This is a genomic window from Cryptosporangium sp. NPDC051539 (genome assembly GCF_044454545.1).
Classification (GTDB): Bacteria; Actinomycetota; Actinomycetes; order Mycobacteriales; family Cryptosporangiaceae; genus Cryptosporangium.
Genome location: NZ_JBITDV010000003.1, coordinates 261497 through 284009, shown reverse-complemented (window position 1 = coordinate 284009; position 22513 = coordinate 261497). Strand labels below are relative to the sequence as shown.

The window sequence follows — 22513 nt, the reverse complement described above, 5'->3', positions numbered from 1 at the left end:
CTCTGGTGGCGCGCCGCGGGCAGGCGCACGGTCGAGTCATGACGATCACGTTCATCACCGGAGCCAACAAGAGCCTCGGCTACGAAACCGCCCGCCGCCTGTCCGCCCTCGGCCACACCGTCCTGGTCGGCGCCCGTGACCGGGAGCGCGGGCTCGCCGCCGCCGACAGCCTGGGCGCCCGTTTCGTCCAGATCGATGTCACCGACGACGTGTCGGTCGCGGCCGCCGTGGCCGACGTCGCGGCCCACGAGGGGCACATCGACGTGCTGATCAACAACGCCGGCATCCCCGGCCGCCACGCTCCGGCCGCCGACCTCACGGCCGCGGACGCGGCGCACGTCTACGACACGAACGTCGTCGGTGTCGTCCGCGTCACCCACGGGTTCCTGCCCCTGCTGAAGACGTCCGCCGCGCCGGTCATCGTCAACGTCAGCAGTGGCCTGGGCTCGTTCGGGGTGACGCACGACCCCGGCCGGATCGAATCGACGCTCCCGCTGCCGCTCTACACCTCCTCCAAGGCCGCGCTGACGATGCTGACCACGCAGTACGCCAAGGCGCTGCCGGAAATCCGGATCAACGCCGTCGACCCCGGCTGGACCGGGACCGATTTCAACAACCACAGCGGTCCGCAGACCGTCGAAGAGGGCACCGACGCGATCGTCGCCCTCGCGACCGTCACCCCCGACGGCCCCACCGGTACGTTCCAGGACCGTAACGGCACGGTTCCCTGGTAGCTCCCGGCCCGCGGGCCAACTTCCGCGGGCGGGCGTAGGTTTCTGGGTGAAGGTCCTCGATCCGAAGGAGTCCTGCCGCATGACTCAGCCCAATGCCGCTGCCGCCGGAACGATCGACGTGGGCGGCGACCTCACCGTCAACCGCCTCGGGTTCGGCGCGATGCGCATCACCGGCCAGGGCATCTGGGGCGACCCGCCGGACCGCGAGGTCGCCAAGGCCGTCCTGCGCCGCGCCGTCGAGCTGGGCGTCAACTTCATCGACACGGCCGACTCGTACGGGCCGCACGTCAGTGAAGAGCTGATCGCCGAGGCGCTGTACCCGTACGCCGACGATCTGGTCATCGCGACCAAGGGCGGCCTCGAGCGCACCGGGCCGGGCCAGTGGCCGGTGAACGGCACGCCCGAGCACCTGGTCAAGGCGCTCGACGGGAGCCTCAAGCGCCTCAAGCTCGAGCAGATCCCGCTGTACCAGTTCCACCGGCCCGACCCCAACGTCCCGATCGAGGAGTCGCTCGGCGTCCTCATCGAGGCGAAGAAGGCCGGCAAGATCCGGCACCTCGGAGTCTCGAACTTCGACGAGACGCAGATCGCGATCGCCCAGGGCCTGACCCCGATCGTGTCGGTGCAGAACCGCTACAACGTCGAAGACCGGTCGTCCGAGACCGTCGTCGACCTGTGCGAGCAGGAGGAGCTCGTCTTCCTGCCGTGGGCGCCGATCAGCGCCGACACCGGCGCCGTCAAGCAGGCGGCTGTCGACCACGGCGTCGCGCCGCGGCAGATCGTGCTGGCCTGGCTGCTCGCGCGCTCGCCGAAGATGCTGCCGATCCCCGGCACCGGTTCGGTCGAACACCTCGAGGAGAACCTGGCCGCGGCGAGCATCCAGCTGACCCAGGCCGAAGTGGCTGCCATCACCGGCTGATGTCCATCCAAGGGTTCCCGTTCCCGTTCCGCGCCGACACGTTCCGTTACGGCACGAACGTGGAACGGGCCCGGACGCCGGTCCGCACCGAGGCCGGTGAGTGGGGCGCGCGGATCCTCGACGTCGACGAGAACTACCGCTCCGACCTCGCCGAGCGCGCCCGGATCCTGCAGGCGGACCCGGGCCGTTCGTGCGTGCTGCCGCACGCCGTTCCGGCCTGCTGGGACGCGCTGCTGACGATGTTGCGCGAGCTCGCCTCCACGTACTCCGACGAGATGCGGCTGGACACCGTGGGCCGCGGCTACCGCTGGCGCAACGCCCGGTTGGACGCCGACTGCACGTTCGCGGTGGGTGACGACCTCCCGGGCGGGCCGCTCGGGTTCCTCGCCTCCCAGATCCAGGACGACGTCGTGGTGCTGGATCAGCGCGAAGGGGCGCTCTGGGCGGACGCCGGCGTGGTCACGTTCGCGGCCGGCTGGTCGCTCGGGTTCGACGTCGGGATGGCGTTCTCCGAGATCCACGGCCCGGTGCCGCGGATCCGGGCCGACGGCGTGGTGTCCCGGGCCGAACGGTTCCTGATGCGGCTGCGGCCGAACGAGGAGTACCGCCGCACGAACTGGTCGGCGACGCTCGACGGCCACCTCGACCAGTCGACCGAGGCCTACGAGACCTGGGGCCCGGCTCGGGCCGCGTCGGCCGGGTTCACCGGCGACGAGCTCGCCGGGCGCCTGTACCTGCGGGTCGAGGTGCAGCACCTGATCCGGCTCGGGTACTCCGGCGCGATCCTGTTCCTGATCCGGACGTACCTGTGCTCGCTCGAGGAGCTCGCCACGGTGCCGGAGTGGCGTACCCGCTTCGGGCGGGTGCTGCGGGAGCTCCCCGAGGACATGGCGTCGTACAAGGGCCTGTCGCCGTTCCGGGCTACCGCGGCGGACTGGCTGTTGTCCCCCGGACGACCAGGTGCGGCGGAATCACCAGCTCCCGCCGGCTGACCACGGTGCCCTCGATCCGGTCGATCGCCCGGCCGACGGCCAGCGTGGTCATCTCCGCGGTGTCCTGCGCGATCGTCGTGAGGTCGAGATAGGTCAGCCGGGCCAACCGGCTGTCGTCGAAGCCGATCACGCTCACGTCACCGGGCACGGTCAGTCCGGCCCGCCGCAGCGCGTCCAGCACGCCGGTCGCGGCGAGGTCGTTGAAAGCGGTGATCGCGGTCGGCGGGTCGGCCAGCAGCCCGGCGGTCGCGGCGGCACCGTCCTCGCCGGTCGGGCCGCCGGGGAGCACCCTCACCCCCGTGTCCAGCCCGTGGCGGCGCATCGCCTCCTGGTACCCGCGGCGCCGTTCGGCGGCACCCGGGATCCGGCCGCCGTCGATGTGGACGATCCGCCGGTGGCCCAGACCGACGAGGTGGTCGACGGCCAGGTGCAGTCCGAGCACGTCGTCGTTGCGGACGACGTCCAGCGCGTGGTGGCGCAGCCCGCGTCCGACGCCGACGACCGGGATCCGCGCGGCCAGCGCGGCGAGCTCGGCGGTCGAGGACTGCGGCCCCAGGATGATCAGGGCCTCGCACCGGTCGGAGAGCAGGCTGTTGATCGCCGTCCGCTCGTCCCTGCGGTCGGTCACCGCGCTGAGCGTCAGCTCGTACTTGAGGTCTTCGGCGGCTTCGTAGAGGCCGGTGACCAGATCTCCGTGGTACGCGTGCTGCACGCCGAACACGACGCCGAGCAGGCGGCTGCGCCCGCTGCGCAACAGCCGGGCCCGGCTGTCGGGGTGATAGCCGAGTTGCGCCGCGACCTCGAGGACCCGGCGGCGGGTCGCGGCGCTGGCCCCCGGCGCCTCGCGCATGACGATCGACGCCAGCGCGGTCGACACCCCGGCCCGCGCGGCCACGTCCGCGAGCGTCGGCCGTCCGGTACGCATCCCGGAAGAGTACTGACCTCCGCGAACCCGCTCAGCCCCGGTTGGCGGCGGCGGCGGGGATGCCGCCCACGGTGGCGCCCGGCTCGACGTCGAAAGAAGGACGAGAAGCCTGACGACGGTCGAGGCGGAAGCTGACGAGTGCGAGGCCGAGCCCGACGACGGCGAGCGCGGCGCCGACCCAGGCCGGGGACGTGTAGCCGAGGCCGCGGGCGATCACCACGCCGCCGAGCGCGGCGCCGAGGCTGTTGGCGATATTCGTCGCGGACTGGTTGATCGCCGCGCCCATCAGCTGCGCACCGGGGGCGACCGAGATCAGGCGCGCCTGCAGGGCCGGTGCGTTGACCAGGCAGGCGGCCCCGACCAGGAACGCGGCGACGAACAAGCCGACCGGGTGCGAGGCCAGCAGGCCGAAGAGCACGACCGAGACGATCACCGCGTTCATGCCGAGCAGCATGCTGCGCTTGATGTTCCGGTCGCCGATCACACCGCCGAGCAGGTTGCCGACGGTCATGCCGACGCCGATCGTGGCCAGCACCCAGGGGACCGCGGATTCCGGCAGCCCGGCGACGTGGGTCGTGATCGGGGCGATGTAGCTGTAGACCGAGAAGAACCCGGCGAATCCGATCGCGGCGACCGCGGCCGCCAGCCACACCTGGGGCCGGCCGAACGCCGCCAGCTCGGCCCGCGGTGAGCCGCCCGGTGCGGCCGCGATCGGCGGCACGGTCGCCAGCACCGCGACGAGCGTGAGCACGAACATCCCGGAGATCGCCAGATAGGCGACCCGCCAGCTGGTCGCCTGGCCGAGGCCGGTGATCAGCGGGACGCCGAAGACGTTCGCCGCGGTCAGCCCGGACAGCACGGCCGCGAAGCCCTTGGCCTGGCTGCCCGGTCCGATCAGCGTGGCGGCGACCATCCCGGCCGCGCCGAAGTACGCGCCGTGCGGCAGCGCCGCGAGGAAGCGGGCGATCAGCACGAGCGGGAAGTTCGGGGCGACCGCGGAGGCCACGGTGCCGATCACGAACAGCGCGAGCAGCAGGACGACGAGCTTCTTGCGCCCCATCCGGGCGGTCAGCGCCGCGAGCAGCGGAGCGCCGACCACCACGCCGAGCGCGTACGCGGTGATCGTCCAGCCGGTGTGCGCGACCGCGTCGGGCATCGAACGCACGTACTCGGACGGCAGCAGGCCCTGTGCCATCTCCGGCAGCAGGCCCATCGCGACGAACTCCGTCAGACCGACCGCGAAGCCACCGAGCGCCAGCGAGAGCACGGCGGCCAGACGGCGCGCCGGAGCAACCGGTTCCACAACCCCTCCCGGATAACGGTTCCGAAGGCGCCACGGTGCGCGGTCGAGAAACGCAGGTCAACGCACACCAGCGTAGCTCGGGTTCCCCTGGAACGTTCTAGTGCGGAAGGTCACAGGCTGCCCGCTGCCCGGGAGGGGTTTACCTAGAGGTCAGCGATCTTCCGGTGATCCCAGGAGGCGATCTTCGACGGGGTGAGCTTCACCCAGCCGTGCCGGCCGTCGTGGTGCATCGGGCCGTCGCCGGTGGCGCCGAAGTACTTCGCGGCGAACAGCTTCTCGGCCGCCTCGAGCTCGGTGATCGACTCCGCGCCGGTGCGCGGCGCCTCGCCGACCTGCTCGAGCGTGCCGCGCAGCTCGACACCGTGCAGCTCGAAGAACTCGTGCCCGGCGTCCACGACGACCGCCACCCGCGGGTCGCGGACGATGTCGGCCCAGCGCTGGCTCTTCACGATCGAGTAGAGCCAGAGCGACGTCCCGTCCCACACGTACCAGAGCGGGGAGACGTGCGGCGCGCCCGAGGACGTCAGCGTCGCGACGCGACAGGTGCGGCTGTCGGAGAGGAACGCATCGAGCTCCTCCTTCGACATCGCGATCCGGCGTCCACGCTTCTGTGTGCTGAGCACGTCACTGTCGACCACAGCGCCTCCTCGATCCAGGTCGCCTTCCGGTTTACCGGACAGTAGGCGTCCGCGTCAGGTGAAGTTACGGGTGAGGTGGCGTGGGTAAGCGTCCAACGCGGGCGGCGTCGCCTGTCCTCGGGTCCCGGGAGGCCTCATGCAGTTCGTGACTGTGCTGGCGGCGGACGCGCCGGAGCCGGCGAGTTCGGATCCGCGGCTGATCATCGCCGCGCTGATCGGTATCGCGGTGGTCGTGGTGCTGATCACCTGGATCAAGCTGCATCCGTTCATCGCGCTGACCGTCGGCGCGATCGGGCTCGGGCTCGGCGCCGGACTCGCGGCGGCCGATACCGCGACCAGCTTCAGCAAGGGGTTCGGCGACACGATGGCGTCGGTCGGCCTGCTGATCGGGCTCGGCGCGATGTTCGGCAAGCTGCTCGCCGACTCGGGTGGCGCCGATCAGATCGTCGACACGCTCGTCGGGCGGGCCGGACCGCGGTCGCTGCCGTGGCTGATGGCGCTGGTCGGGGCGATCATCGGGCTGCCGATGTTCTTCGAGATCGGTGTGGTGCTGCTGATCCCGGTCATCATCCTGGTGGCCCGCCGGTCGGGGCTGCCGCTGTTCCGGATCGCGATTCCGACGCTGGCCGGCCTGTCGGTGATGCACGGGCTGGTGCCGCCGCACCCGGGTCCGCTGGTGGCGGTGTCGGCGCTGAGCGCGAACCTCGGGCTGACGCTGGCGCTCGGCATTCTCGTCGCGATTCCCACCGTGATCATCGCCGGACCGCTGTTCAGCCGGTTCGCCGCGAAGTGGGTCGACATCCCGGTGCCCGATCTGTTCACCACCGGCGGAGACGCCGCCGGCACGGCGACCGGCACGGCCGAGGCCCGCGAGGCGGCGGCCGAGGACCCGGACGGCCCGGGCGCGCCGGCCCGCCGCCGCCCGTCGTTCGGCGTGACCCTCGCGTGCATCCTCCTGCCGGTCGTGTTGATGCTGGCCAAGGCGATCGCCGACGTCGTGGCGCCGGACGCCGAGAACACGCTGAAGGACGCCGTCGATTTCATCGGCACACCGCTGATCGCGCTCACGATCGCGGTGCTCGTCGGCATCGTCGGCCTGGGCCGCGGCGGCGGCATGGACCGCAGCGCGATCTCGAAGACGCTCAGCGACTCGCTCCCGCCGATCGCCGGGATCCTGCTCATCGTCGGCGCCGGTGGCGGCCTCAAGCAGGTCCTCATCGACACCGGCCTGGCCCAGATCATCGCGAACGCGGTCGAGGGCAGCGCGCTCCCGGTGCTGCTGCTCGCGTGGATCGTCGCGGTGCTCATCCGGGTCGCGACCGGCTCGGCGACCGTCGCGACCGTGACCGCGTCGGGCATCCTGGCCCCGGTGGCGGCCGACCTCTCGTCGCCGATGGTGTCGCTGATGGTGCTCGCGATCGGCTCCGGCTCGCTGTTCCTCTCCCACGTCAACGACGCCGGTTTCTGGCTGATCAAGGAGTACCTCGGGACCACGGTCGGCCAGAACCTGAAGACGTGGACGGTGATGGAGTGCCTCATCTCGGTCTGCGGCCTGATCGGCGTCCTCCTGCTCAGCGTGGTGGTCTGACGGCAGACGTTCCGGCCGGTCGCCGCCGGGCGTTCAGCCCCGGGCGGTGACCGTCAGGCGTAGGCGGGCGGCGGGGCCGAGGATCGGGCGCGCGACGGCCGGCAGCGGGACGCTCGCGACCCAGACGCCGGGCACCGGGTTCTCGTCGGCCAGGCGCTCCGCCTCACCCGGCTCGTAGTCGCGGAGCGCACCACCGATCTCGGAGTTCCACTTCGCCGCCGCGGTCAGCCCCGCCGCACCCGTGTCCATGTCGACGATCAGGATGTCGTCGAAGTCCGCGACCCGTTCCAGGTGATTGCCGAACCAGAGCGTGTGGTCGGACTGCTCGACCGAGAGCAGCCGCAGGTGCAGGCCGTAGCGCATGCCGGTGGCCTGGTCGGGCCGCGGGGCCCGGCTCGACAGGAACAGCGTGAGCAGCGGATACGGGGTGTCCGCGGTGTCCTGCCCGACCGGCAGCGAGAGCTGGATCGGGCACCAGTGCTCAGCGGTCTGCTCGTGCATGACGATCGCCAGCCCACGGATCGAGAGTCGCACCTCGGCCTGCCAGGACACGTCGTGCCGGGTGGCGACCGGCAGCGCACCGACCAGGTCGACCCGTACCTGCAGGTCGCCGAACAGGAACCGGCGCAGGTTCTGGTAACCCTCTTCGGAGTTGACCACCCCGTACGGCCCGCTGTGGCTGCGGTGCACGAACGCGTGCCGCGCGCCCGGCACGTACGCCTTCTCGATCTGCACCAGCCCGTCGCTCTTCGGCCCGACGGCCAGCGCCGACAGGCCGTGCGCGGTGTCGTAGTTCTCCGGGTTGGTGCCGATCAGGCAGAAGACCCGATCCAGCGGGAACGAGCCCGGCGGGATCTCCTCCGGCCGCCAGTCGTCCGGCGGCTTCCCGCCGCGCTGGGCGGCCGGGGTCAGGTACTGGTACATGCGTTCGCGCCCGAAGACGTCCGCACCGTAGATCCCGGTCAGGTCGCGGGCCCGCTCCAGCAGGCCGAACCCGATGTCGAACGCGATCCCGCCGTGCGGCGTGGCGTAGGTGAACAGCTTCTCGACGTGGTCGGCCGGGTTCTCGCCCCGGTCGGGCAGGACCTTCTGCAGCAGGCACCGGCAGATCAGCCCGCCCATCGAATGCGCCACCAGGTGGACACGCTTCCCGCCGGTCTTGTCGCGGAGCTTGCGGATCAGCGTGTACAGGTCGTCGGCGGCGCGTTCGAGGCTGTACTCCTGCGGCTTGTCGCCCCAGGTGGTGGCCGAGACGTCGTAGAAGCGGTGGATCCAGATGCTGTTCGGCGCGACCTCCCCGGCCTCGTCGAGCGACGCCGGTGGGCCGCCGATCTCGTACCCCTCGTCGAGGTGCAGCCGCAGCAGCGGGCTTTCGAACTGGTGGAACAGCGGTTCCCCGTCGCCGCCGACCCGGATGGCGGTCGAGCCTTCGTTGAACCCGTAGAACGGGTCGGTGACCACCCGGTTGATGCCGTCGGTGCCGCCGGCGAACCCCCGGACGTACACGATCGGCAGGTCCTCGACCATCGCGGCCCCCCTCCATCGGTGAGGCGAGTGTGGAGGCGAGCGGCGTGCCGGCGCTTCCGGGCAACCACGTAATCTCCGGGGAATGGTGGAGTTCGGGCTGGACACGTTCGGCGACCGCAGCGTCGACCTCGACGGGAACCCGGTTCCCTACGCGCAGGTGATCCGGGACGTCATCGAGGAGGGTGTGCTCGCCGAGGAGGTCGGCGTCGACAGCTTCGGGGTGGGGGAGCACCACCGCGACGACTTCGCGATCTCGGCGCCGGAGATCGTGCTCGCGGCGATCGCGGCCCGCACCTCTCGCATCCAGTTGCGCACCGCGGTGACCGTGCTCAGCTCCGACGACCCGGTGCGGGTGTACGAGCGCTTCGCGACGCTCGACGCGATCTCGCACGGCCGGGCCGAGATCACGCTCGGGCGGGGGTCGTTCACCGAGTCGTTCCCCCTGTTCGGGTTCGATCTGGCCGACTACGACGTGCTGTTCAGCGAGAAGCTCGACCTGATGGCCGCGCTGCTGGCCGGCGGCGGCCCGGTGACCTGGAGCGGAACGGTCCGCCCTCCGCTCGTCGACCAGCAGGTTTATCCGAAGACCGAGTCCGGGACGCTGCGGGCGTCGATCGGCGTCGGTGGAAGCCCGGAGTCGGTGGTGCGGGCCGCGAAGTACGGTCTGCCGCTCGCGCTGGCGATCATCGGGGGCGAGCCGGCCCGGTTCGCGCCGTTCGTCGACCTGTACCACCGCGCGCTCGCGGAGTTCGGGCACGACCCGAAGCCGGTCGGGGTGCACTCACCGGGGTTCGTCGCGGCCACCGACGAGGAGGCGGCCGAGATCGTCTGGCCGCACGCGCAGCAGATGCACAACCGGATCGGGGCCGAGCGGGGCTGGCCGAAGTACACCCGGGGACGGTTCGAGTCCGACATCAACCACGGCGCGTTGCATCTCGGGTCGCCGGAGACCGTCGCGCAGAAGGTCGCCCGCACGGTGCGGGCGCTGGGCGTGCAGCGGTTCGACCTGAAGTACACGAACGGCCCGATCCCGCACGTGCACATGAGGAAGGCGATCGAGCTCTACGGAACCGCCGTCATCCCGCGGGTGAAGGAGCTGCTCGCCGAGGAGCCGGCGCCGGCCGAGGCCGGCTGACGCGCCTCACCCCAGCGGGAGCGCCTCGACCGCGCCCACCGGGAGGCCGCCGCCGAGCAGCGGCGCCTCGGCGAGGCGGTCGAGCACCGGGGCGTCCACGCCGAGCGTCCGGAGTGCGGCGACCGCCACCGGCCAGATCGCGCGCTGGGCGCCGTCGTCGATCTTCACCGCGACCGCGCGGCCGTCCGGGAGCGCCATCGCGACCACCCCTTCCGCGCCGCCTTTCGCCAGCGCGCCCGGTACGCCCCGCATCAGCCAGGTGTCCGGCTTGCGCGTCCCGGCCACGTACTCCGGATACGCGCGCATCGCCGCCGCGACCCGTCCGCGCGCCGAAGCCGGCTCGGCCCGGACGAACGCGGCGAACGCGCGGGCGAGGCCGGTCAGGCTCATCGTCGCGGCCGGCGCGCCGCACCCGTCCACGCCCAGGTGGGAGACCGCCTCGCCGGAGGCGTCCGCCATCTCCGCGGTGGCGCGCGCCTGCATCGGGTGGGCCGGGTCGAGGTACGACTCCGTAGGCCATCCGGACGCCACGCAGGCCAGCAGAAATCCGGCGTGTTTGCCCGAACAGTTCATCCAGAGCCGCGGATCGGTCGGGTCGTTCGCCCGCAGCACCTCCTCCGCGACGACCGGGTCGAGCGGTGCGCCCGGCGGGCAGCCCAGTGCATCCGCACCGAGGCCGGCCCGCTCGAGGATGCGCCTCACACCGTCGACGTGGAACGGCTCGGCGGCGTGGCTCGCCGCGGCCAGCGCGAGCAGCGGCCCGTCCAGGTCGGCGCCGGCCTGGAGCATCGCGACGGCCTGCATCGGCTTGAGCGTCGAGCGGGGGTAGATCGGGGAGGTCACGTCGCCCCGGGCGGTGTTCACCCGGCCGGCGGTGTCCAGCACGACGAGGGAGCCGCGGTGGCGGCTCTCGACGAATCCGGAGCGCGTCACCTGGGCCAGCACGGGCAAGGAGAATTCAGCCACGATGCCCAGTATGCGGGCCGCTCCGCGCCGCGGCCCGAACCTTAAGAGCTTCCTGAGTTCCGAACCGATCGTTCGCAAGTGTCCGTACCTCGCTATCGAAGGGGCTAGCAGTAACGGACCAAGAGGGTGTTGACGTGGCGAAGCGGAAGTCGAGTTGGCGGCGAACAGCGGCGATCGGTGCGGGCATGGTGCTCGTGTTCGGCGGAGCCACCGCGGTGAGTATCGGGGTCAGTTCCGCGGGCGAGCGTCCGGCCGTGCAGTCCGCGGCGCCCAAGGAGGACTGCGGCGGCCTGGACCAGGCGTTGAAGAACAATCTGAACTTCATCGCCGATCAGCGTCGCAACCCGGATTCGCTCTCGGACGCGCGGATCGCCAACCGGCAGGCCGTCGTCGACCTGATCCAGCAGCGCCGGGTGGTGGCCGAGTGCACCGCGAACGTGGTGGCGGACGGGGATGCGGCGGACGGGGATGCTGCCGCAGCGCCCGCGGCGGATCCGACCACCGCGGCCCCGGCCGCTCCGGCCGCTCCGGCCGGGGGCTCCGGTGACGGCGAAGTCGTTTGTCAGGGCAGCACCGTGACGCTCTCCGGCGAGGACGGCGCGCCGGCCGCGTCGAGCAACCAGTTCCCGGTCGGCACGCAGCTGCGGGTCACCAACCTGGACAACGACAAGTCGATCACGGTCCAGGTCACCGGGGCTTCGGGTAGCTGTGCGCTGCTGAACGACGCGGCGTTCGAGCAGGTCCGCGAGCCCGGCAAGTTTCTCATCCGGCGCGCGGTGATCGAGCGCGTCGGCTGAGACCGAGATCCCCCTCCGCCAGGGGGGAACCAGTTCGCCTCGGGTCCGTGTCTCGCACCGGGCCCGAGGCGGACGTCATTCCGCCGCCACCGCGCTGTGCTCGCGGATCGGCGTGACGCGGAGGACCCGGTAGCCGATCGAGGCCAGCAACCAGGGAATCGTGCGCACCGCGTTGCGGTCGGCGTCCCGGCTGTCTTCCGAGAGGCTCGTCCAGTCGACGAGGTCGGGGTGCAGCTTGGCCGCGGCGTCACGGCGCGGCCCCCACTTCCAGCCCATCCCGAGCAGCCGGTCCATCCACCGCTTGTGCTCGTGCTGGGCCAGGCGCTTGATCTCCGCGTCGGTGAACGCGAACGGCTCGGCGTCACCGGTGATCGGGGTCATCTCGCAGTCGATCAGGCCCAGTTTGACCTCGATGTCCTGGGCCTGGGCCCGGTTGCTGTCTTGCAGATGTTCGGGCAGCTCGGCCCAGGGACGCAGGGACTTGTTCGTCTCGAGCGTGTCTCCGCGCTGTCTGGCGAGGTCGAGGTACTCGGCGTGGATCGCGCGGGCCAGCCGTTCGGTCATCTCGTCCCGGAGCTCTCGGATGTCGTAAACCCCCTTGATGACGTTGATCGTCGTCAGCCCGCTGAAGCTCAGCACGGACGCGGGCCCGTCGTTCCGGATCCGGCCCGGTCCGGTGGACCCGGCCCAGCGGGCGACCGCGACCACCACGTCCGGCTCCGGCCGGTCTGCGGCCCGCGACGCGTGCAGCAGGCGGTGCCCGGCCTTCAGCCCGTCCGCGTCGCGGTCGAGGCAGACGTAGACGTGCGGCGCCGTCGCGCCCGAGAGCGCCGTGACGTCGACGCCGCGTTCCAGCGGCCCGGCGGTCAGCCGGATCGACGACGGGTCGCAGCTGGGCTCGGGCTTGTGCGCATCCGGGTCGGGCAGGAGGAGCTGGACGTCCACCGGCGTGGCCCGGCTCCCGTCGGCGTGCTTCAGGCGCGCCACGGTACGCCAGCGCGCGAGCTCGATGAGCAGCGCCTCGGCGAGCGGGGTCTGCCCCACTACGACGACGTCGGGGTGCGGGACGTCGGGAGGCGGAGCGCTGGCCACGATGCGGCGCGCGGCCAGGTCGTGCCGGTTGAACAGCCAGAGCTCGACCCGCTCGGCGATGTTCAGGTGCTTCTTGTGATCGATCAGCGCGGACAGGAGGACCGAGTCGTCGATGTCCACGTGGCAGCGCAGCGCGTTGCCGGAACGCCGTGCGGAGTTCATCAGCGTCAGCACGCTCACCGCGACCTCGGCGTTGATCGCGCTGTCACGCGCGACCGCGAACACCTCACGCGCCGACGAGGTCCCGGCCCGGCGCAGGACCGGAATGTCGCGGGGATCGCCGGTCACCCGGTACACCCGCCGGTTCGGCAGCGGTGCGGTCGGTGCCTCGCTCAGCACGAGCACGACCCGGCCCTTGTCTTCGAGTACCTGCCGTACCAGCTCGGTGACCGCCGGGCCGTCCCCGATGATCACCGTGCGGCGCGGCGTCAGGCGGGCGCTGACCTGCTCGATCTGCCGGGCCAGCACGGCCTTGAACGTCAGGAAGACCGCGTACACCGTCGTCGCGGGGGCGAGGAACCGGGCGATCTGCAGCGTCCACGGCAGCGTGCTGCTGACCCCGACCGGATCCGAGTCCAGCACGAAGAGCTGGAAGTCGTAGTAGACGATGTCCCACGGCCGGGTGCCGAACTCGACCGTCGGCAGTGTGTTCAGCGCGTGCACCTGCTCGCTCAGCCCGAACCAGCCGAGCACCAGCGCGAGCGCCGCGGCCAGCAGCACGACGACGAGCGCCGCCGCGGTGAGCCGAACGGACTGCGACGAACCCTCTTCGGACGCCACTGGTCACCCCCGGCTGGACGGGCGCCGGGCCCCCTCCGGCGGAGGTTCAGTGTGGCAGAGGTCTTCAAGGGACGGCGACCGTGGTGGTGATCCGCACGAGCGACGGGGCCCGGGGCGTCGAGCCGAATCCGAACCGGACCGGCGGGTCGATCGGCGTCAGTCCACCGAGGTCAGTGCCGTCGAGCGTGCCGTCCGCGGCGACGATCGGAGCGAGATCGCGCGCGCCGTACCACTCGTAGCGCCCGTTGCCCGCGCTCCCGTGCGTCCGGACGCCGGGCAGCACCAGCCGGGCGGGCAGATCGATCAGCCGGACCCAGACGGGGGAGCGGGACAGGCCCGCAGGCACCGCCCGCAGCATCCACCCGAGCGGGCTGCGGCGCCCGGCCGTGAAACCGAACCGCAGCGGCCCGGCGTCGACGCTCCAGCGTGGCCCGGTGCGGGTGACGTCCACCGGGACCACCTGGACGGCGTCGAAGCGGTAGGTCGCCGCGACGAACTCGGCCAGTTGTGGCGTCGCCGCGAAGAGCGTCCGGCGTCCGGTCGCGTCCTCGGCCATGACGTCGGACACCGGTCCGAACGGCGAGCCGGGCCAGTGGCCCAGCACCAGCCGGGCGCCGGAGCCCAGGCCGAGTCCGGCAATCCACCCATCGAATCGCAACCATCGCATACCTAAGGGATAACACCCGGCGTCCGGGGTCGCCCGGCGACCGGGCCGGCGAGGGATCCGGCCCGGCCGGTGGACCTCAGCGCGGGGTGACGACGACGACCGGGAACTTGCGGTCGGTCTTCGTTTCGTAGCCGGCCGCGTCCGGCCAGTACGCGCGCCAGACGCCGTAGAGCGTCTCCCAGTCGGCGTCGCGCTCCGCACGCACGACCCGGTGGTCGGCCTGCACGGTGTCCGAGCCGATTTCGACCGTGAGCGGGCCGTCGACGGCCTCGACGTTGGCGACCCACTGCGGCGTCTCCGGCGCCCCGCCGCCGCTGCCGCACACGAGATACGAACCCTCGTACGGCGCCGCGACCAGCGGGTTCACGAAATCCTTGCCGGACTTGCGGCCCGGTACGTGCAACAGCAGAACGGTCTTGCCCTCGAAGTGCCCACCGAGCACACCGTCCTTCGCGCGGAAGTCGTCGATCACCGTGTCATTGAAGGAAGCCATGGGACGACGCTAGCTCAGCGGATTCGCCGACCGCGGCGCAGCAGCACCGGCGTCCCCAGGACCAGCACACCGGCCACCGCGATCGCGATCCGCGGGCCGGTGATCGCGGCCAGCACCCCGCCGAGTGCGCTGAGCGCCGCGATCGAGGCGCTGCTGCTGATCGACCAGGCCGTCAGCACGCGGGCCAGCCGATCCGTGGGCGTCTGCTCCAGCCGGTAGGTCGCCAGCACCGGCTGGTACAGGCTCATGCCGACGATGATCGCCAGTTCGACCACGATCACCGTGACCAGGCCGGTCACGCCCGGACGCACGAACGCGAGTCCGACCAGCGGCACCACCCGCAGCGTCCCGACCACGCGCAGCACCCACCGCCGCCCGAACCGGGCCACCACCGGCCGGGCCAGCCGCGATCCGATCAGCCCGCCCACGCACGGCGCGGCGAACGCCAGCCCGTACTGCCAGGGCGGAAACCCGAGCTCGCCGAGCAGCAACACCGCCAGCAGCGGCTCGGTCGCCATGATCAGCCCGTTGACCAGCAGGTTGTTCAGGAACAAGGCGCGTAGCGCGGGGTGCTCGAGGAGGAACCGCCAGCCGGCCCGCACGTCGTGCGTGCGTCGGCCGGTCCGCTCCGGCCGCTCCTCCGGGCCGCTGGCCCCGCCCAGGCACAGCGCCGACAGTCCGTAGCTGACCGCGTCCGCCACCACGGTGGTGACCGGCCCGAGCACCCCGATCGCGGCCCCGCCGAGCGGCGGCCCCACCGCGAGCGAACTCCACGTCGTCGACTCGAACCGCGCGTTGGCCGCCAGCAGGCCGTCCGGCCGGACGACCGCCTTCAGGTACGCGCCTGCCGCCGCGTTGAACGCGATCTTCCCCGCGGCCATCACGAGGGCGACGCCCACCAGGTGGACGTAACTGAGCACGCCCAGTGCGTAGGCGATCGGAATCGAGAGCAGCACCGCGAACCGGACCAGGTCGGTACCGATCATCACCGGACGCTTGCGCCGGAACTCCACCCACGGGCCCAGCGGAACCGCGATCAGCGCCCCCACGGCGGGCGCCACCGCCGACAACGCCGACACCGCGGCCGGCCCCTCGTGCAACACGAGCACGGCGATCAGGGGAAACGCGCCGAAGCCGAGGCCGGATCCGTACGCACTGACCGCGAACGCCGCCCAGAGCCAGTTGAACTGCCGTCCCAGTGACACCGGGCGATTTCATCGGCAGGCTGGTGCGCGAGCAAACAACGGTGGGCCTGGCGCGTCACAACCGCCGGTTGTATTGCTAGGTCCGTGGACCTTCACGCCGTGCGCACGTTCGTCACCGCGGCCGAGACCGGTCAGTTCCAGGACGCGGCCGCCGCGCTCACGATCACCCAGCAGGCGGTCTCCAAACGCGTCGCCGCGCTGGAACGCGACCTCGGTGTCCGGCTCTTCGCCCGCACGCCCCGCGGCGTCGTCCTGACGATCGACGGCCAGGCCTTCCTGCCGCACGCCCGCGAGCTGCTCCGCGTCGCCGACCGCGCCGACGCGTCGGTGCGTCCCGGCCGGCGCGCGTTCCGGGTCGACGTCCACAGCCGGCGCATCGCGCCCGCGGTGGTGCTGCAGGATTTCTACCGTCTGCACCCGGACCTCGATCTGGACGTCGTGACGATGCTGAACGCCGACGTCGACACCGCGATCGCCGAAGTCGCCGCCGGAACCGTCGATGCGACGTTCCACGCGGTGCGCGGACCGGTGCCGCCACCGGTGAGAGCCGTGCGGGTGATCGACGACCCGCATCACCTGCTGGTCGGGCCGGACCATCCGCTGGCGTCGCGCGCCGTCGTCACGCCGGCCGACCTGACCGGGCACCGTCTGTGGATGCCGGGCCTGGAGCCGGGCACGGAGTGGGCCGACTACTACGACGAGCTGGCCGAGGCGTTCGGCCTGACGATCGACGTCGGTGGGCCGGTGTTCGGGTACGAGGCCCAGCTGGAGGAGATCGCGGGCTCGGCCGAGCTGGCGACGCTGGTCGGCGAGGGGTCGCGGTACCTGTGGCCGGACCGCTACGACCTGCGGCGCATCCCGATCCGGCACCCGACGCCGGTTTACCCGACGTCGCTGATCTGGCGGGACGACAATCCGCACCCGGGGCTGGCCGCACTGATCGGCTTCTTCGACGACCGGCGAACCGGGCCGGGGAGCACGGACGTGTGGATACCGAGCTGGGTCGACCCGACCGGGTAGGAATGGACAGATGAAGAGCGTCGCGCGGGCGGTAGTGGCCGGTGGTCTGGTGTGCGCGTTGGCGGCGTGCTCGACCGGCGGGCGGGCCGACGACACCCGTCCGAAGGAGACCGTGCCCCCACCCGCGTCGGTCGCCGACGCCGACGTGCCCGCGCTGACCACCACCGTCGTGCGTCCGCTCCGTGGCACCGGTGACGAGCCGTTCGACGAGACCCGGCGGCTGAAGGCCCCGCCCGGCTGGACGGTGACGATCTGGGCCCGGGTGACCGGTGCGCGGCTACTGGCCTGGACCCCCGACGGCCGGCTGCTCGTGTCCCGGCCCGGCCCGGGCGACGTCGTCGAGCTGGTGCCGGGCGGCACGCCGACCCAGCGGACGCTCGTCCGCGGGTTGAACCAGCCGCACGGCCTGGCGTTCGCGGGCAACACCCTGTACGTCGCCGAGAGCGATCAGGTCGACGCGTTCACCTATCGGGCCGGAAGGGTCTCGGGAAAGCGCGTGGTCGTCGACGACCTGCCCGACGCGAAGAGCCCGGAACTCGGCGGGCACTACGCCCATGCGCTGAAGAGCGTCGCGATCGGGCCCGACGGCGCGCTCTACGTCTCGATCGGGTCGACCGGCAACATCTCGGCCGGAGACCGGGACGCCGACCCGGAGCGGGCCACGATCCTGCGGGTGCCCCCGGGCGGTGGCAAGCCCGAGGTGTTCGCGCGGGGCGTCCGCAACGGGACCGGCCTGGCGATCGCCCCCGACGGCGCGGTGTGGACCGCGGTGAACAACCGCGACAACATCGAGTATCCGCACCGGGGCTCCGACCGGGGCGAGGTGCTGCAGTCGTACGTGAACGACCACCCGCTCGAGCCGCTGGCCCGGCTGGTTCAGGGGCGCGATCTGGGCTGGCCGTACTGCAACCCGGATCCGGACCTGAAGCCCGGCGAGAAAGACTCGCCGCTGAGCTACACCCGCCGCCCGCTCGTGCGTGACGTCCAGACGAACGCCGACGGGTCGAAGCTCGACTGCGCGAAGCTGCCGCCGGTCGAGCAGGGGATGGGCGCGCACTCGGCGCCGCTCGGGCTGAGCTTCGCACCCGCCCTGGCCGGTGGGTACGGGCCGGGAGCCCTGGTGGGGATCCACGGCTCGTGGAACCGGCACCCGCCGCGCCCGCCCGAGGTCGCCTTCTTCGCGTGGCGCGGCAACACGCTCGGCCCTCAGCAGACGCTGCTCACCGGCTTCCAGAATCCGGACGGCAGCCGCTGGGGCCGCCCGGTGATGGCGGTACAGGGCCCCGACAAGGCTCTCTACGTCAGCGACGACAAGGCCGGCGCCATCTACCGCGTAGTGCCTCATTAGCAAGCCCCCATGTGGAGGGTGCCCCGCTACGGAGAGGGCCGCTACGGTGCTCCCATGGAGCCGGATCCTCCAGAGCCGTCGCCGGTTGAGCCACCTCCGCGAGAGTCGGTATGGGATCTTGCCAGGCGGGCGCTCCGAAGCCGCGAGGCGATGTCCGGGCTCGTGCATTGGCTGGTAGTCCGCGGCTCCATCATCTTCGCTCTGTTCGCAATAGTTTATGTGGCAAATGGCTTGCTGATCGGTTGGCAGTCCACGTACGACGTCACGTTGGGCATTCGCTCCCCGGGTGATACGTCGGTAGCCTGGGCTGCCTGGCCCCTGTCGTTAGCCGGCTGGCTGGCCATGCCGGCCGTGGCCGGAGCTGTGGCCGGGTACGTGCTCAGCGTTGCGATCACGAATCGGCGCCAGGACTCCATTGCTCAGAAGTTCGGCGGCCAGGATGTTTAGGCGCCGCCCGGCGATCATTCCGCGCCTGCGCGACCTCCGGAAAGAGGACTGCGGCTATGAGATCCCGTGGTACTTCGTCGATGACTTCGTGCGTATTCATCCAGACCAGTGGACGTCGGCCCAAAAGGACTGGGAACGACTAGTCATGCACGTGCTGGACACCGACGCGGTAAGCAGAAGAGCGTCCGGTCGCCGGGCGATGAAACAGGCCGTTGAGGCCGCCGTGATTTTCCTGGTCGCCACGCCGGCTGACGACAAGCCGGTCTGGCCGTGGTGTCCAATTTGCCGAGCGAAGTCGGATCGATCGGTAAGGAGGGTCACAAATGGCAACTGAGCGATCGACGCGTGCTGCGGGCAGCTTCGAAGCGCTGGGCAAGCGACTCGTGGCCGAGACCTTTACTGACAAAGACCTCGCCTGGGTGGACGGATACGTCGCCGCTGCCGTGCGGGAAATCAACGAGCCCCGAGCTCGGCTGAATGCGGATCGGCTGGCGCGCAGGGTCCCGGACGTTCCGTTTCGGTCGCGATCCGCAGGCGGGATGCGTCAGATGTCCATCGCGGTACTGGCTGGAACTGTCGTCTTCGGTCTCGGAGCTGTTTCCGGCTTCGGTGTCGGCGCATCTCCGCTGGTTTCACTCGCGATCGCGGTCGTGGTAGCCGGCTTCGCCCTTCTGTCGCAGATGGTGGCCGGTCTGACTACTGAATTACGCGCACTGACGGTTCAGCAAATCAGTCACGAGGATGGTATGCGGAGTTTGGTTGCGGGTGCGTTCGCCCAAATCAACGATTCGGCACGCCTGTTCGGCTTGCTGGAGCAGACGGCAGCGCGGACGGATCCGGTCACCCAGATGGTGCAGCATGCGATCCTCATCAAGCCGGGCGACTCCGATATCGTGTACGAATTCGCGCAGAACGAAATCAGCCGTACCTCGTCGTTTTTGAAGTCATTGGCAGCCGGGGAAACCACGTATGAGGGAGAGGATCAGGATTGGCTGATAGGCCTGACCGACGTCGCGCGGTCGAGCATCGACGCAACCACCTTCGCGACCATCGACGCCGGAGACGAAAGCTCCGATCGCGGTTTCTGGAAAAGTCCGCTCGGTCGTCGCTATCTGACTGCGCAGCAGGAAGCCATCAGTACGCGCGGTGTGACGATCCGTCGCGTCTTCGTGGTCGACGAGGCGGACTTGATCAACAGCAGGAGTCTGGTCGACATCGCTGCGGCTCAGACTCGGGCCGGCGTCCAGGTCCGAATCCTCGACTTCAACCGAATAAAACGCTTTTACACCGACTTCCGGGAATTCACCGTGTTTGATGGCAGCGTCAGCCGCGAAACAGTTGTTTCCGCCGGCGCCGGGGCGGAAGCGCCCGCGATCTTGAATACCAAGCTCGTGCTGGACATAGGGCAGATCCGGAAGAGGGTCGCCGATTTCGAATACCTGTGGTCCTTGGGAGAGGCGTTCGATCGCACGCCGGGCGGTTAGCGTGCCCTGTGGTGTTGGCGGGGCCCGTCCGTCGCCGGTGGGCTGACGCCGCCCGACCGGCGGTGCCTCGCGCACGAACGTCGACGGGTGATCCGTCCGCCGATACCGGACGTCCTACGAGCGTGGAGCTACGCGTGCGACGGCGATCGCCGGAAGAGCTGTACCAGGAGGGGCGTCGCCTCGATCTCCTGGGTCACGAGGCGCGGTCGGTGCCGTTCTACGAGGAGGCGGCGGAAGCCGGCCACGGCCCGGCCTGCAACGAGCTGGGCAAACAGCGGATCCGCTCGGGCCGGACGATCGAGGGCCTGCACCTGCTGCGGAAAGCCGTCGCCGCCGGAGTTCCGGAGGCCTGGCTCAACCTGGCCGCCGTCCACACCCGGCGCGGACAGACCGCCAAGGCCGACGAGTGCCGGGCCGGCGCCGAGCCGCTGCTGCGCGAACTGGCCGGCACCGGCGACCTGACCGCCGCACTGGGGCTCCGCCGCCTGTACCGCGATCGCGACGACCGCGCCGCCGCCGACGCCGTGGTCGTCACCGCCGCCGAGCACGTGCGGACCAGCACCGATCCCGACACCTGGTGCGGCTTCGGAGCCCTCCTCGACGACGCCGGTCGTGTCGCCGAGGCGGTCGAGTGGTGGCGCAAGGGCGCCGAACGGGGACACGTCGAATCGATGTACCTGCTCGGCCTCGGGCTCCACGACCTGCGGGACGAGTCCGCCGAGCACTGGATCGAGCGGGCCGCCCGCAAGGAGAACGCGTACGCGATGGGCTCGCTCGCGCAGCTGGCCCTCAGCCGGGGCGACGAGCGCACGGCCGAGCAGTGGCTGCGCCGGGCCGCGAAGGCCGGCTTCTCCGGCGCGATGAACAACCTGGCGGTCCTGTACAAGGAGCGCGGCGACGTCGTCGCGGCCGCCCGGTGGTACACCGAAGCCGGGAAGGCGGGCGACCCGAACGCGGAGTACAACCTCCAGGAGCTGGAGTCCGGCGACTGACGCGTAGGGTCGTCGGGGTGAACTTCGGGACACGGATCCCCGCTTCCACGGTGATACCGGACGAACAGGAGATCGAGGCCCTGCACCGGCGCTACGCGCCGAACGAGCACGCGTTCGACCTGGTCTTCACGCATTGCCTGATCGTCCGCGACCTGGCCACCCAACTGCTCACCACCACGGTGGACGCCGACCTGGTGCGCGCCGGAGCGCTGCTGCACGACGTCGGGGTGTACCGCTTGTACTCGCCGGACGGAGTTCTCGATCACGCCGGCTATCTGCGCCACGGCGTGCTCGGGGAGGAGCTCGTCCGCGACGTGGGCTGGCCCGATCGGCTCGGCCGGTTCTGCTCGCACCACACCGGCGTCGGCCTGACGCGCGCGGACGTCGTCAGCCAGGGCCTGCCGCTGCCGGTGGCCGACTACCTGGCCGAAACCCCGGAGGAAGAACTCGTCCTGTACGCGGACAAGTTCCACAGCAAGAAGACCCCGCCGGTGTTCGTGTCGGGCGACACCTACGCGCGGTCGGTGAGTCGGTTCGGCGCAGGCAAGGCCGAACGCTTCGACGCCCTGCGCAGTCGGTTCGGTGAGCCCGACCTGGCCGCTCTGGCGACCAGCTACGGCCACGCGGTGATCTAACGCGCCTCCGCGGGTGAGGGACGTGGCCCGGGGACAGAGTTTCCCGTTCGCGGTGGCCGGCGGCCGGTCCCCGCGGAACCGTCGAGATCATCCGGGACGGCGCCTGGGTGCTCTGAATTCGGTTCGCTCGGGAATTGCCGTCCGAACGTTCCGACTGTTCTTTCGCCGACATTGCGCGCGGGCGCCGACAGTAGCCTCGGAGCAATACAGCAAATCGCGAATTCGGAAAGCATTCGCGAAAGGGAGGCGTTTTGCGCAAACTAGTGACGTGGCCCGTGTCGCGCGGGTTGGCGATCCTGCTCTCGCTGATGGGCGTGGTGGCGTCCACAGTAGTCATGAGCGGCACCGCGGAGGCGGCCGTCCCTCTCTGGGAGATCCAGTCTCCTCCCGGTTTTCAATTCGGTTGCCTCGACATCAAGACCGAGGATCCGCCGAGCAACGCCCAGCTCCAGCTCTGGCATTGTTCCGGCGGGGACGAGCAGCGCTTCAGACTACTCAATGCGAGCGCACCGGGCATGGTGGAGATCGTCGACGCCCGGAACGAGAACTGTCTCGCGGTGCCGCCGCCGAACCAGTTCACGCTTCGAGCCGACCTCAAGATGATGCCGTGCACCGTGCAGCCCAATCAGCTCTGGACGCTGGAGACGAGCGGCGGATACACGACGATCCGACAGGTCGGGAGCCAGTTCTGCCTCGACCGGCGTGACGCCGGTGTGAGCGACGGTACGCACATTCAGCAGTGGACTTGTACGGGGAACCCCGCTCAGAAATGGCGATTCTTCTCGCACTCGTGACCGGGCGACCGGTAGCCGGTGCGGAGGCCGTC

The 22513-nt window shown here is 70.8% G+C and carries 22 protein-coding genes; 13 read left to right on the top strand and 9 right to left on the bottom strand.

Going from position 1 to position 22513, the window contains the following annotated elements:
- The first annotated feature begins 38 nt into the window (after positions 1–38).
- From ACIBZJ_RS11595 to ACIBZJ_RS11585, 3 genes are all read left to right on the top strand, one after another.
- Positions 39–734, top strand: a complete 696-nt coding sequence (locus ACIBZJ_RS11595; RefSeq protein WP_395928275.1) for an SDR family NAD(P)-dependent oxidoreductase — start codon at positions 39–41, stop codon at positions 732–734.
- A 79-nt stretch (positions 735–813) separates the two neighbouring features.
- Complete coding sequence (locus ACIBZJ_RS11590; RefSeq protein ID WP_395928273.1) at positions 814–1653, top strand: aldo/keto reductase; 840 nt, start codon at positions 814–816, stop codon at positions 1651–1653.
- Positions 1653–2645 carry a heme-dependent oxidative N-demethylase family protein gene (locus ACIBZJ_RS11585; protein ID WP_395928271.1) on the top strand — a complete coding sequence of 331 codons (993 nt, stop codon included), beginning with the start codon at positions 1653–1655 and terminating at the stop codon, positions 2643–2645. The genes ACIBZJ_RS11590 and ACIBZJ_RS11585 overlap by 1 nt, the downstream gene beginning before the upstream one ends.
- Here the strand turns inward: ACIBZJ_RS11585 and ACIBZJ_RS11580 are convergent.
- From ACIBZJ_RS11580 to ACIBZJ_RS11570, 3 genes are all read right to left on the bottom strand, one after another.
- Complete coding sequence (locus tag ACIBZJ_RS11580) at positions 2575–3570, bottom strand: LacI family DNA-binding transcriptional regulator (RefSeq protein WP_395928269.1); 996 nt, start codon at positions 3568–3570, stop codon at positions 2575–2577. The genes ACIBZJ_RS11585 and ACIBZJ_RS11580 overlap by 71 nt on opposite strands.
- 31 nt (positions 3571–3601) lie before the next feature.
- Entirely contained in the window at positions 3602–4873 is a 1272-nt protein-coding gene (locus ACIBZJ_RS11575; protein WP_395928267.1) for an MFS transporter, read from the bottom strand.
- Positions 4874–5016: 143 nt separating this feature from the next.
- Positions 5017–5460, bottom strand: a complete 444-nt coding sequence (locus tag ACIBZJ_RS11570; RefSeq protein WP_395929093.1) for a pyridoxamine 5'-phosphate oxidase family protein — start codon at positions 5458–5460, stop codon at positions 5017–5019.
- A 187-nt stretch (positions 5461–5647) separates the two neighbouring features.
- Here ACIBZJ_RS11570 and ACIBZJ_RS11565 point away from each other — a divergent pair, with 187 nt between their 5' ends.
- Positions 5648–7099 (top strand): GntP family permease, encoded by a 1452-nt coding sequence (locus ACIBZJ_RS11565; protein ID WP_395928265.1) that lies wholly within the window; start codon positions 5648–5650, stop codon positions 7097–7099.
- A gap of 33 nt (positions 7100–7132) precedes the next feature.
- Here ACIBZJ_RS11565 and ACIBZJ_RS11560 read toward each other — a convergent pair whose 3' ends face one another.
- A complete protein-coding gene (locus tag ACIBZJ_RS11560) occupies positions 7133–8626 on the bottom strand; it encodes an esterase/lipase family protein (RefSeq protein ID WP_395928263.1) in 1494 nt (497 codons plus the stop codon).
- A gap of 82 nt (positions 8627–8708) precedes the next feature.
- On the opposite strand from ACIBZJ_RS11560, the gene ACIBZJ_RS11555 reads away from it, so the two are divergent.
- Positions 8709–9761 carry an LLM class flavin-dependent oxidoreductase gene (locus ACIBZJ_RS11555; protein ID WP_395928261.1) on the top strand — a complete coding sequence of 351 codons (1053 nt, stop codon included), beginning with the start codon at positions 8709–8711 and terminating at the stop codon, positions 9759–9761.
- A 6-nt stretch (positions 9762–9767) separates the two neighbouring features.
- Here the strand turns inward: ACIBZJ_RS11555 and ACIBZJ_RS11550 are convergent, their stop codons facing one another.
- On the bottom strand, positions 9768–10727 hold the full coding sequence (locus ACIBZJ_RS11550; protein WP_395928259.1) for an asparaginase: 960 nt from the start codon (positions 10725–10727) through the stop codon (positions 9768–9770).
- Between the two features lie 185 nt (positions 10728–10912).
- On the opposite strand from ACIBZJ_RS11550, the gene ACIBZJ_RS11545 reads away from it, so the two are divergent.
- Positions 10913–11524, top strand: a complete 612-nt coding sequence (locus ACIBZJ_RS11545; RefSeq protein WP_395929091.1) for a hypothetical protein — start codon at positions 10913–10915, stop codon at positions 11522–11524.
- A 75-nt stretch (positions 11525–11599) separates the two neighbouring features.
- Here the strand turns inward: ACIBZJ_RS11545 and ACIBZJ_RS11540 are convergent, their stop codons facing one another.
- From ACIBZJ_RS11540 to ACIBZJ_RS11525, 4 genes are all read right to left on the bottom strand, one after another.
- Complete coding sequence (locus ACIBZJ_RS11540) at positions 11600–13396, bottom strand: RyR domain-containing protein (RefSeq protein ID WP_395928257.1); 1797 nt, start codon at positions 13394–13396, stop codon at positions 11600–11602.
- A 64-nt stretch (positions 13397–13460) separates the two neighbouring features.
- Positions 13461–14063: a hypothetical protein gene (locus ACIBZJ_RS11535; protein WP_395928255.1), complete on the bottom strand. Its 603-nt coding sequence runs from the start codon at positions 14061–14063 to the stop codon at positions 13461–13463.
- Between the two features lie 76 nt (positions 14064–14139).
- A complete protein-coding gene (locus tag ACIBZJ_RS11530) occupies positions 14140–14556 on the bottom strand; it encodes a nitroreductase/quinone reductase family protein (RefSeq protein ID WP_395928253.1) in 417 nt (138 codons plus the stop codon).
- Positions 14557–14570: 14 nt separating this feature from the next.
- Positions 14571–15755 (bottom strand): MFS transporter, encoded by a 1185-nt coding sequence (locus tag ACIBZJ_RS11525; RefSeq protein WP_395929089.1) that lies wholly within the window; start codon positions 15753–15755, stop codon positions 14571–14573.
- Positions 15756–15845: 90 nt separating this feature from the next.
- Between ACIBZJ_RS11525 and ACIBZJ_RS11520 the strand changes: the two genes are divergently transcribed.
- The 7 genes from ACIBZJ_RS11520 to ACIBZJ_RS11490 all read left to right on the top strand — a co-directional run bounded on the left by ACIBZJ_RS11520 (position 15846) and on the right by ACIBZJ_RS11490 (position 22481).
- The gene (locus ACIBZJ_RS11520) at positions 15846–16781 is read left to right on the top strand and encodes a LysR family transcriptional regulator (RefSeq protein WP_395928251.1); all 936 of its coding nucleotides are present in this window, start codon (positions 15846–15848) and stop codon (positions 16779–16781) included.
- A 10-nt stretch (positions 16782–16791) separates the two neighbouring features.
- A complete protein-coding gene (locus ACIBZJ_RS11515) occupies positions 16792–18129 on the top strand; it encodes a PQQ-dependent sugar dehydrogenase (RefSeq protein ID WP_395928250.1) in 1338 nt (445 codons plus the stop codon).
- Positions 18130–18183: 54 nt separating this feature from the next.
- On the top strand, positions 18184–18576 hold the full coding sequence (locus ACIBZJ_RS11510) for a DUF6313 family protein (protein WP_395928248.1): 393 nt from the start codon (positions 18184–18186) through the stop codon (positions 18574–18576).
- A gap of 323 nt (positions 18577–18899) precedes the next feature.
- Positions 18900–20060: a DUF6879 family protein gene (locus ACIBZJ_RS11505; RefSeq protein WP_395928246.1), complete on the top strand. Its 1161-nt coding sequence runs from the start codon at positions 18900–18902 to the stop codon at positions 20058–20060.
- 134 nt (positions 20061–20194) lie between these two features.
- A complete protein-coding gene (locus ACIBZJ_RS11500) occupies positions 20195–21052 on the top strand; it encodes a tetratricopeptide repeat protein (protein ID WP_395928243.1) in 858 nt (285 codons plus the stop codon).
- A 17-nt stretch (positions 21053–21069) separates the two neighbouring features.
- Positions 21070–21687, top strand: coding sequence for an HDIG domain-containing metalloprotein (locus tag ACIBZJ_RS11495; protein ID WP_395928241.1), 618 nt, complete (start codon positions 21070–21072; stop codon positions 21685–21687).
- Positions 21688–21962: 275 nt separating this feature from the next.
- The gene (locus ACIBZJ_RS11490) at positions 21963–22481 is read left to right on the top strand and encodes an RICIN domain-containing protein (protein ID WP_395928239.1); all 519 of its coding nucleotides are present in this window, start codon (positions 21963–21965) and stop codon (positions 22479–22481) included.
- The last annotated feature ends 32 nt before the right edge of the window (positions 22482–22513 follow it).

Excerpts from the sequence above, each read along its gene's own strand:
- ACIBZJ_RS11595 (WP_395928275.1), top strand. The coding sequence starts at position 39 with ATGACGATCACGTTCATCACCGGAGCCAACAAGAGCCTCGGCTACGAA.
- ACIBZJ_RS11590 (WP_395928273.1), top strand. The coding sequence starts at position 814 with ATGACTCAGCCCAATGCCGCTGCCGCCGGAACGATCGACGTGGGCGGC.
- ACIBZJ_RS11585 (WP_395928271.1), top strand. The coding sequence starts at position 1,653 with ATGTCCATCCAAGGGTTCCCGTTCCCGTTCCGCGCCGACACGTTCCGT.
- ACIBZJ_RS11580 (WP_395928269.1), bottom strand. The coding sequence starts at position 3,570 with ATGCGTACCGGACGGCCGACGCTCGCGGACGTGGCCGCGCGGGCCGGG.
- ACIBZJ_RS11570 (WP_395929093.1), bottom strand. The coding sequence starts at position 5,460 with ATGTCGAAGGAGGAGCTCGATGCGTTCCTCTCCGACAGCCGCACCTGT.
- ACIBZJ_RS11565 (WP_395928265.1), top strand. The coding sequence starts at position 5,648 with ATGCAGTTCGTGACTGTGCTGGCGGCGGACGCGCCGGAGCCGGCGAGT.
- ACIBZJ_RS11560 (WP_395928263.1), bottom strand. The coding sequence starts at position 8,626 with ATGGTCGAGGACCTGCCGATCGTGTACGTCCGGGGGTTCGCCGGCGGC.
- ACIBZJ_RS11555 (WP_395928261.1), top strand. The coding sequence starts at position 8,709 with ATGGTGGAGTTCGGGCTGGACACGTTCGGCGACCGCAGCGTCGACCTC.
- ACIBZJ_RS11545 (WP_395929091.1), top strand. The coding sequence starts at position 10,913 with ATGGTGCTCGTGTTCGGCGGAGCCACCGCGGTGAGTATCGGGGTCAGT.
- ACIBZJ_RS11535 (WP_395928255.1), bottom strand. The coding sequence starts at position 14,063 with ATGCGATGGTTGCGATTCGATGGGTGGATTGCCGGACTCGGCCTGGGC.
- ACIBZJ_RS11530 (WP_395928253.1), bottom strand. The coding sequence starts at position 14,556 with ATGGCTTCCTTCAATGACACGGTGATCGACGACTTCCGCGCGAAGGAC.
- ACIBZJ_RS11515 (WP_395928250.1), top strand. The coding sequence starts at position 16,792 with ATGAAGAGCGTCGCGCGGGCGGTAGTGGCCGGTGGTCTGGTGTGCGCG.
- ACIBZJ_RS11510 (WP_395928248.1), top strand. The coding sequence starts at position 18,184 with ATGGAGCCGGATCCTCCAGAGCCGTCGCCGGTTGAGCCACCTCCGCGA.
- ACIBZJ_RS11505 (WP_395928246.1), top strand. The coding sequence starts at position 18,900 with ATGGCAACTGAGCGATCGACGCGTGCTGCGGGCAGCTTCGAAGCGCTG.